Origin of the sequence: Mesorhizobium sp. M2A.F.Ca.ET.037.01.1.1 (assembly GCF_003998075.1) — a bacterium.
Lineage (GTDB): Bacteria > Pseudomonadota > Alphaproteobacteria > Rhizobiales > Rhizobiaceae > Mesorhizobium.
On record NZ_RZSA01000203.1, the window covers coordinates 1 to 8,024 of the forward strand.

The following is an 8,024-nucleotide window of genomic DNA, read 5'->3' on the forward strand; positions in this document are numbered from 1 at the left end:
CTTTGATCCAGCGCGGATTTTTGCGCGCATGGCAGGACGAACTGAGCTAAAGGGTTCTGGCCGGACCAGCGCCCATCGTGGAAGTGCCCCGCCGGCCATTGTCGCAACGGGGCCCTCGAATCATGACAGCCGAAGCAACCTCACCAGACCAGCGTTACGCCGCGTTCCGGCACCGCCCGTTCCTCAGCTACTGGACGGCGCGTTTCCTCACCACCTTCGCCACGATGATCGTGTCCGTCGCGGTCGGCTGGCAGGTCTACGACCTGACCCGCGACCCGTTCGATCTCGGCATTGTCGGCATCGTCCAGTTCCTGCCTTCGCTGCTTCTGGTCCTGGTCACCGGGGTGGTCGCCGACCGCTTCGGCCGCCGGCTGATCATGACGCTGGCGACGCTGGTCGAGGCCGGCTGCGCGCTGGCCCTGCTGCTTCTGACGCTGCGTGGCCTTCACGGCCCGCTGCCGATCTTCATCGTGCTGGCGATGTTCGGCATTGCGCGGGCCTTCTACGGACCGGCTTCGTCCTCGCTCTTCGCCAATCTCGTGCCGCAGGAGGATTTCGCCAACGCCATCGCCTGGAACTCGTCGGCCTGGCAGACGGCGACCATCGTCGGCCCGGTCGCGGGCGGCCTGCTCTACGGCGTGTCGGCGGAAGCCGCCTACGCCACCGCCGCCATATTGATGCTCGCCGCCGCGGTGCTCATCTTCACCATCCCGAAGCCCGCTCAGCAGACGGCCACCGACAAGCCGACGATGCAGACGCTGTTTGCCGGCTTCGGCTATATCTGGAGCGAGAAGATCGTGCTCGGCGCGATCTCTCTCGACCTCTTCGCCGTGCTCCTGTCGGGCGCCTCGGCGCTGCTGCCGGTCTATGCACGCGACATCCTGCAGCTTGGCCCCTGGGGCCTCGGCCTGCTGCGCTCGGCGCCCGGCATCGGCGCGATCTGTGTCGCCGTCTGGCTAGCCGGTCACCCGATCCGCGACCATGCCGGCAAGATCATGCTGGGCTTCGTCGCCTTGTTCGGCGCCTTCACCGTGCTGTTTGGCGTCTCGACCATCACCTGGCTGTCGATCGCAGCCCTTGCCCTCCTCGGCGCCACCGACATGTTCAGCGTCTACATCCGCGAGACGCTGATCCAGCTCTGGACGCCCGACGAGGTGCGCGGCCGCGTCAACGCCGTCAACCAGGTCTTCGTCGGCGCCTCCAACGAGGTCGGCGAATTCCGCGCCGGCACGATGGCGGCGCTGATCGGCACCGTTCCCGCCGTGGTGATCGGCGGCATCGGCGCCATCGCGGTCGCGGGGCTGTGGGCCTGGCTGTTCCCGGCGCTGCGGCAGGTGCGGCATTTGAACAGCCGCGAGTGATCGCGCCCTGTATCTAAGCCGCCAAATCCGACGCTGGAGCCGATCAGGCTGCGCCGTCGGTCAACGAGACGGGTCGCGAGCAGACCTACTCCGAGAAGCTCACGCTGACGCCGCGCTGACGAAAATAGGCCTGCATCAACTTGCGCCCGGCGCGGTTGTTCTGCACCAGCCTGGTTGGATCGAAAACCGCCTGTTTCTTTCCCTCTCGTGCCAGTGCCGCCTTGAGGGTTGCGATATGCGCATCGAGGTCGGCATTGTCCGCTCGGAGTGAGGCATAGATGTTTTCGGTCGCCTCGGCCAAGGTCAGTTCGCTCACAATATTTTCCTTTTGATTGATGGGGCGGCGAATAACACAGATTCGGGGCCGCACCGATACCATCCGTTTTTGTTCCTCGCGTTTCGAGGGGAGGGCTTCTATCTTGGACAGGGCCCGATGCTGATGTGGCGAGGCGGGCTCTCACCTGACAGGAGGTTTACGTTGTGAAAATACGCACGACAACGCACAATCATCCAGGAGAACCAGGCGTCATTCTGCTGGATCAGCCATTGGCGAACATGATCGTGGCCACCGACATTCGCGATGGCGCGACGACGCTGTTCGGCACCGTTGATCTCCAGGCGAACTATTCCGGCAAGTACGACATCAGAGTTGAATTGTCGCCGGACGAACTCACGCGCGTCTACCGGCTGCTCGTCAAAAATCTCCTCGAGAAAATACAGGAGGTTACTAAAGCAATTCCAGGAAAAGTGTGAGCGGTTTTCCGTCAGGAATTGCGTCAAGACAAAGAGATAGAGAGGTTCGCCGTTTCCGTGAAACGGTGAAACGCTCTAGCGAGCAAAATCCTTGAAGGCGGAGGCGGTTTTTTGAGTCGAGCACAGCCGTTCGAAGCACATTCGGTTGACTTTACCCCGCCGCCGGCCTGCCAAAAATCAGCCCCAAAAACTCACCCAGCCAGCGCTTGAGGTGCATGTCCCAGATCAGCCGGCCGCCGAGATGGTCGCGGCCGGGCTGGGCGCCGGGGAGCTCGAAGCGATGCGCGCCGCGCACCACCCAGCGATGCATCATTATCCGGGTCAGCTCGCCATGGAACTGGATACCCCAGGCGTTCTCGCCGTAACGAAACGCCTGGTTGGGATAGGTTTCCGCTGTCGCCAGCAGCGTCGCTTCCTTCGGCAGCGAAAAGCCCTCGCGGTGGAACTGGTAGACCATTTCCGGCCAGTGCAGCAGCTGCTTGCCGGCCTCGGTCGCCTTCAGCGGATACCAGCCGATCTCGACCAACCCATCGCCATGGCCCTCGACCTTGCCGCCGAGATGGTTGGCGAGCATCTGCGCGCCGAGGCAGATGCCGAGGAACGGCCGGTTCTCCTTCAGCGGGATTTGCAGCCAGTCGGTCTCGCGGCGGACGAACTCGTCCTCGTCATTGGCGCTCATCGGCCCGCCGAACACCACCGCGCCGGCATGGCCGTCCAACGTGCAGGGCAATTCGTCGCCCAATGGCGGTCTGCGGATGTCGAGGTCGAAACCTTCTTCCAGCAGCATATGGCCGACGCGGCCGGGGCTCGACGTTTCCTGATGCAGCACGATCAGGATTTTTGGTCTCGGCCTCGCTCTGGGTGGCATGGAAGGCGATGGGTCCCGTTATTCGTCGCTCGACTTGCCCCGCGCGCCGGGCACCTGCGCCGCCGCCTTGCGGCGCGCCTCGATGCGGTCACGGCGCTCGACGCCGATCAGCTCGGCGACCCGCCAGACGGTGTTGTCCTCCAGCTCGTCAAGCTCGCCGTCGGCATAGACGATTTCCCACATCAGGCCGATGAAGGCCTTGCGCGCCTCGGCGTCGAGATCGCGCTTCAAGACGCTGGTGAAGGCGTAGAGGTCGATCGCCTCATTGTCGGCGCGCTCGCCGGCCGCGGCCAGCGCGTCGAGCTCCTCGCCGCTCACCGAATAGGTCTCGGCCAGGATCTGCTTGAAGCGCTCCCATTCGACGTCCTGGCGCACGCCGTCGGCGTTCATCACATGGTAGAGCAACGCGGAAGCCGCGACGCGCGGATCGTCGGCGCTCGGCTTGGCCTCGCCGCCTCCCGGTAGGTCCCTCAGGAAGGCCAATACGCGCTCGAACATCGATACCTTTTCCCTACCCGCCAAAACCCTGCCTCAGAACAAACGAAACCGGCGCGGCGATTTTTCCGCTTCCTCTTCCGGCGCGACACCCGGATCGTCGGGCAGAGGAGGCAATTCCGAACCCCGCCTGGCGGTTTGAGCTTCGCTGACATCCTCCGTAACAGCCGCGTCCTTCTCGCCGCCATTCGCCGGCGCCGGCTTCTCGGCGGGCGCGTCGGCAACAATGTCGATCGCCTTTTCAGCGGGTTCGGCCGGAGGCGCAGCTGCGATCGCCGGCACCGCAGCGTCCGTCTCGCTGTCGATCAACTGGCCGAGCCGCTCCATCGGCGCGCGCCAGGTGAAGGCGTCGAGCTTGCCGGTGACCGGCGACACCGGCGCCCAGCGCTCGGAGATGACGCCGTCCGCCACCCAGGCCGGATCGCGCGGCGCACGTACGGCTTTGGACAGCAGCTGCCTGACCTTGCCTTGGTCGCCGGTCTCGGCTTCCTCGATATCGGCGAGCAGAAGATAGGCGCCCTCGCGGCGATCCATGCGGATCGCGGCCTCCGCCTCGCGCCGCGCGGTGGCGAAGTCCTGCGCGTCGAGCGCCGCCCGCGCCACGGCCATCGACGACTCGGCGTGGTTCTTCTTCAATTCCTGCAGCTTCTTTGCCCGGTTGAGACGGTCGAGCACGGCGTCGCCCGGCCTCGCATGCGTGTAAAGCTCGGCAATGTCGGGATGCGGCTCGGCCTTCCAGGCGGCTTCCAGGATCTTGGAGCCCTTGCGCACGTCGTTTTGCCGGATAACCAGATCGGCGGCGATCACCGCGGCCGGCGCGAAATCGGGCGCCAGCTTGTTGGCCTCGAGCGCCGCGGTGCGGGCCGCGTTCGGGTCGCTGTCGACCAGCGCCTGCGCCTTGGCCGTCAGCAGCACGGCGCGACGGCGGTTGGCGGCATCGCGTTCGATCTGCCTGGTCGATTTCTGCGCCTCGACCAGCTTCAGCGCGCCGTCCCAGTCGCCACGTTCGGTCAGTTCCTCCAGCGTCGACTCCGCCGCCCAGGCGAGCTGCGGCGCCACCGCCGCCGCGCGGCCGGCATAGTGGCGCGCGGCGTTGCGGTCGCCGAGCCGCTCGGCCTCGAGATAAAGCCCGCGCAGGCCGAGCAGCCGCATCTCGGGATCGTCGAGCATGCGCTCGAATTTCTCGCGCGCGCCTTCATGATCGCCCTCGAGCAGCGAGGCCTGTGCGTCGAGCAGGTTGATCAACGGCTCCTGGTCGGCGCTGATCAGCTTCGCCGCTTCCTTGGTCTTCTTGCGCGCCAGCGCGCCGTCGCCGGCGCCGGCCGCGATCATGCCGGTCGACAGCGCCTGGTAGCCGCGGTCGCGGCGGCGCACGCGGAAATAGCGCGAGATCGTATAGGGGCTGTTCCACAGCGACTTGATCAGCCACCAGACGATCATCACCGCGGCGACCACGCCGGCGATCGCCACCGCCGCCACCATCAGCGTGACCTGGTACTGGTAGCCGTTGAAGGTGACGAGCATCTCGCCCGGACGGTCGGCCAGCCAGGCAAAGCCCAGCCCCAGCGCGAAGACGACGGCGAGGAAAACGAGAAGGCGGATCATCGTGTCGTCCTCACGCCTTCGTCGCGCCGGCAATCAGCGCTTCGAGCTGCTTTTCGACCTCCAGCCGCGCCTTCAGTTTGCCGGCAAAGTCGGCGCCGGCGGCCTTTGAGGCGTCGGGCAGCGTGTCATACTCGCTGAGCGCCTTGGCGTAGTCGCCCTGGTTGACCGCCACTTCCATGCGGGCGACGGTTTCGGGCGCGCCGTTGCCTTCAACGCTGCCGACCGGCCGCACCTTGACCAGCGATTCCGCGCTCGACACCAGGCTCTGGAAGAAACCGGCATCCTGGTCGACAGGCTTTGCCGCCTCGACCATGGCGTTTGCGGCGGCTTCGGCCTCCGACGCGATGGTGGCGCGGGTCGGCACGCCCTTGTCGGCATAGGAGCGCAGCGCCGCGAGCTCGGGCGCGTCCGGCGCGATGGCCGCGAAGGTGTCGAGCTCGGTCGCGAAGGGCGCGCCGCGGTCGAGCGCCGACTTCAGCGCCGAGGCGGCAATGGCCAGCGCGATCTTGGGCTGCGAGGCCTGCGCCTCGACCTTGCCGGAAAGCTGCGACACGGACTGTTCCAGCGCCGCCAGCCGGCCATCCTCGGCCTTGGCCGCGTCGCCGGTCGATTTCACCAGAGCGTCGAGCCCGGCTATCTTCTCGTTGAGCGGACCGAGATCGACGGGCGCCGCATTGCGGTTCTTCTGCAGATCGGCAACGGCGGTCTCGATCTGGCCGACCTTGTCGCCGAGCGCCTTGAGCGCGGCACTGTCACCGCCTTGCCCCGCCGAGGATTTCAACGCCGCCACATCGGACTTGACCTGCTCGATCGCCGTGGACAGACCCTCGACCTTGGCGGAGGCTCCCTTGTCGCCGCTTTCCTTCAGCGCCGCGATCTCGCTTTTCAGCGACGCGATCTCGCCATTGACGCCTTCGAGCGATCCGCCGTTCGATCCCGGCGCGCCAAGCAGGCCGACCGCCTGCAGCAGGCCGGCGCCGGCAAGCGCGATCACGCCGCCGATGACCCCCGCTGCGATGGCGCTGACGCCGGTTCTCCTCGACGGCTGCGGCGCGCGATCCTCACCCCGTGCCTCGCTTCGCATCTCGCTTGATTTCGCTGCCGGGGCGCCGGCAGCGGCAGCGGATGCGTCCTCGAAATTGTAGTCGAAGCCCTGGGGCTGGCTCTTCGGCTCATCGGAGCCGCCTGGATACGGCGCCTCGGGCTCGTCCTTGCCGGCCCCGGCCGCTGCCTGGGCGGCGTCGCTATGCTCCCACGGCTCGATATCGGCCTGCTCGGCATGGATGGGCTCTTCCGGCGCCTCCGGCTGCGAAGCGGCCGCAGCCTCTTCCGCCTTCGCCTCGTCGGTCTGTGCGGCCTTGGCCTTCGCGGCATCCTCGTCGGTGATTCGCGAGACGGCGCCGGGCTCGAGTTCGATGGTCACCGGCTCGCGCCGGGTCTTCGAATGTCGCATCTTCGGCGTCTTGACCATGCTTGGGCTCCGCAAAATGGCTTGGGAATGGATCGAAGGGTCCAGAGCGTCAGGATGCTCTAGCACATCACCAAGCGGTGAAAAGGGGCGGTGTGATGACGCGGCCTAGCGCGGTTGCGACAAAAGCGCGAGCAACGCCTCTTCCTCAGGCTGGGATGCGACGCGGACCCTGCTGCCGGCAATGCCTTCCATCGGCTGGCCGACGCGCGTCGAGAGCGCCAGGAACTGCGTTTTTTCAAAGAGATACCGTAGTGTCGGCCGCGCCATCAGGCCGACCAGCGCTAAGCTGGCCTTGGCTGAATAGAGCAGCGCGGCCTCGACCGGCCGGCCCGACAGGCGGGCGACCACATCGGCATCGCCATAGTCGACGCCTGTCGTGTCGTAGGTCTCGATTGCCTGGACATGCACGCCGGCCGCCGTCAGCCGCTGCTCGAACACCGGAAAGCGGACGCGGCCGCACAGATAGACGATTGCCTTGCCGGCAAGGCCGCCGGCGATGGCGTCGGCCAGCGCCTCGGCATCGCCCGGACCTTCCGCGACCGATAAAAATCCCACCGCCCGGCAGGCCTCGGCCGTCCGTTTGCCGACCGCGTGGCATGGCAGTTCCGCAAGCGACGCGACCAGCGGCTTTGGCGCATGGCGCACCGCATTGGCGCTGGTGACCGCAACCGCGACGGCATCGGCGCCGATGGCCGACTCGACCGGCAATGCCCTCGTCTCGGTAAGCGGCAGCAGGACAGGCTGAAATCCCAGGGCTTCGAGGTGTCGCGCCGTGCGCGACGCGCCGGGCTCCGGCCTCGTCACCAGGACGCGGACCATGTCAGGCCCAGCCGTCGAAGAATTCAGCGCCCGCCCTGGCGCGGACCGTCCGCGCGGCGTTCAGCCCGATCTCCGCCGCGTCCGCGGCCTCGCCTTCCAGCCGCACCTCATGCGATTGCGAGCCATCGGGCGAGATGATCAGCCCGGCGAAGGACAGTTTTTCGCCTGCGACCGTCGCATGGCCGGCGATCGGCGTGCGGCAGGAGCCGTCGAGCGCGGCGAGGAAAGCGCGCTCGCAGGCGAGCGCCTGGCCGGTCGGCACATGATGGATCGCCGCCAGCATTTTTTCGACCTCGCGGTCGCCGACACGGGTTTCGATGCCGATCGCGCCTTGCCCCGGCGCCGGCGGGAAATCCTCGAGCGACATCAGGTCGGTGACGACATGTTCGAGCCCGAGCCGCTTCAGCCCGGCATAGGCCAGGATGGTGCCCTCGGCGACGCCTTCGTCGAGCTTGCGCAGCCTTGTCTGCACATTGCCGCGGAAGATCACCACCTCGAAATCCGGCCGCATACGGCGAAGCAGCGCCTGGCGCCTGAGCGACGACGAACCGACCACTGCGCCATGCGGCAGGTCGGCGATCCGCTTCACCCGTTTGCCGATGAAAGCGTCGCGCGCGTCCTCGCGCGGCAGGAAGGTGACAAGCTCCAGCCC

The 8,024-nt window shown here is 66.7% G+C and carries 9 protein-coding genes; 2 read left to right on the forward strand and 7 right to left on the reverse strand.

From position 1 onward, the window contains the following. Positions 1 to 122 precede the first annotated feature (122 nt). Positions 123 to 1,361, forward strand: coding sequence for an MFS transporter (locus tag EOA27_RS12680; protein WP_126080504.1), 1,239 nt, complete (start codon positions 123 to 125; stop codon positions 1,359 to 1,361). Between the two features lie 85 nt (positions 1,362 to 1,446). Here the strand turns inward: EOA27_RS12680 and EOA27_RS12685 are convergent, their stop codons facing one another. Then, positions 1,447 to 1,680, reverse strand: coding sequence for a hypothetical protein (locus tag EOA27_RS12685; protein ID WP_126083651.1), 234 nt, complete (start codon positions 1,678 to 1,680; stop codon positions 1,447 to 1,449). Positions 1,681 to 1,841: 161 nt separating this feature from the next. On the opposite strand from EOA27_RS12685, the gene EOA27_RS12690 reads away from it, so the two are divergent. Beyond that, positions 1,842 to 2,114 carry a hypothetical protein gene (locus EOA27_RS12690; protein ID WP_126080503.1) on the forward strand — a complete coding sequence of 91 codons (273 nt, stop codon included), beginning with the start codon at positions 1,842 to 1,844 and terminating at the stop codon, positions 2,112 to 2,114. Positions 2,115 to 2,265: 151 nt separating this feature from the next. Here the strand turns inward: EOA27_RS12690 and EOA27_RS12695 are convergent, their stop codons facing one another. The 6 genes from EOA27_RS12695 to hemC all read right to left on the reverse strand — a co-directional run. Continuing rightward, complete coding sequence (locus EOA27_RS12695; protein WP_126080502.1) at positions 2,266 to 2,982, reverse strand: glutamine amidotransferase; 717 nt, start codon at positions 2,980 to 2,982, stop codon at positions 2,266 to 2,268. A gap of 18 nt (positions 2,983 to 3,000) precedes the next feature. After that, positions 3,001 to 3,480, reverse strand: a complete 480-nt coding sequence (locus tag EOA27_RS12700) for a TerB family tellurite resistance protein (protein ID WP_126080501.1) — start codon at positions 3,478 to 3,480, stop codon at positions 3,001 to 3,003. 33 nt (positions 3,481 to 3,513) lie between these two features. After that, positions 3,514 to 5,082 carry a heme biosynthesis protein HemY gene (locus tag EOA27_RS12705; protein WP_126080500.1) on the reverse strand — a complete coding sequence of 523 codons (1,569 nt, stop codon included), beginning with the start codon at positions 5,080 to 5,082 and terminating at the stop codon, positions 3,514 to 3,516. A gap of 10 nt (positions 5,083 to 5,092) precedes the next feature. After that, positions 5,093 to 6,553 carry a COG4223 family protein gene (locus EOA27_RS12710; RefSeq protein WP_126080499.1) on the reverse strand — a complete coding sequence of 487 codons (1,461 nt, stop codon included), beginning with the start codon at positions 6,551 to 6,553 and terminating at the stop codon, positions 5,093 to 5,095. 105 nt (positions 6,554 to 6,658) lie between these two features. Further along, complete coding sequence (locus tag EOA27_RS12715; protein WP_126080498.1) at positions 6,659 to 7,372, reverse strand: uroporphyrinogen-III synthase; 714 nt, start codon at positions 7,370 to 7,372, stop codon at positions 6,659 to 6,661. A 1-nt stretch (position 7,373) separates the two neighbouring features. Further along, a partial coding sequence (gene hemC, locus EOA27_RS12720) for a hydroxymethylbilane synthase (protein ID WP_127256321.1) occupies positions 7,374 to 8,024 on the reverse strand: 651 nt, incomplete at its 5' end.

Coding starts and splice junctions, on each gene's coding strand:
- EOA27_RS12710 (WP_126080499.1), bottom strand. CDS start 6,553: ATGGTCAAGACGCCGAAGATGCGACATTCGAAGACCCGGCGCGAGCCG.
- EOA27_RS12715 (WP_126080498.1), bottom strand. CDS start 7,372: ATGGTCCGCGTCCTGGTGACGAGGCCGGAGCCCGGCGCGTCGCGCACG.
- EOA27_RS12695 (WP_126080502.1), bottom strand. CDS start 2,982: ATGCCACCCAGAGCGAGGCCGAGACCAAAAATCCTGATCGTGCTGCAT.
- EOA27_RS12700 (WP_126080501.1), bottom strand. CDS start 3,480: ATGTTCGAGCGCGTATTGGCCTTCCTGAGGGACCTACCGGGAGGCGGC.
- EOA27_RS12680 (WP_126080504.1), top strand. CDS start 123: ATGACAGCCGAAGCAACCTCACCAGACCAGCGTTACGCCGCGTTCCGG.
- EOA27_RS12705 (WP_126080500.1), bottom strand. CDS start 5,082: ATGATCCGCCTTCTCGTTTTCCTCGCCGTCGTCTTCGCGCTGGGGCTG.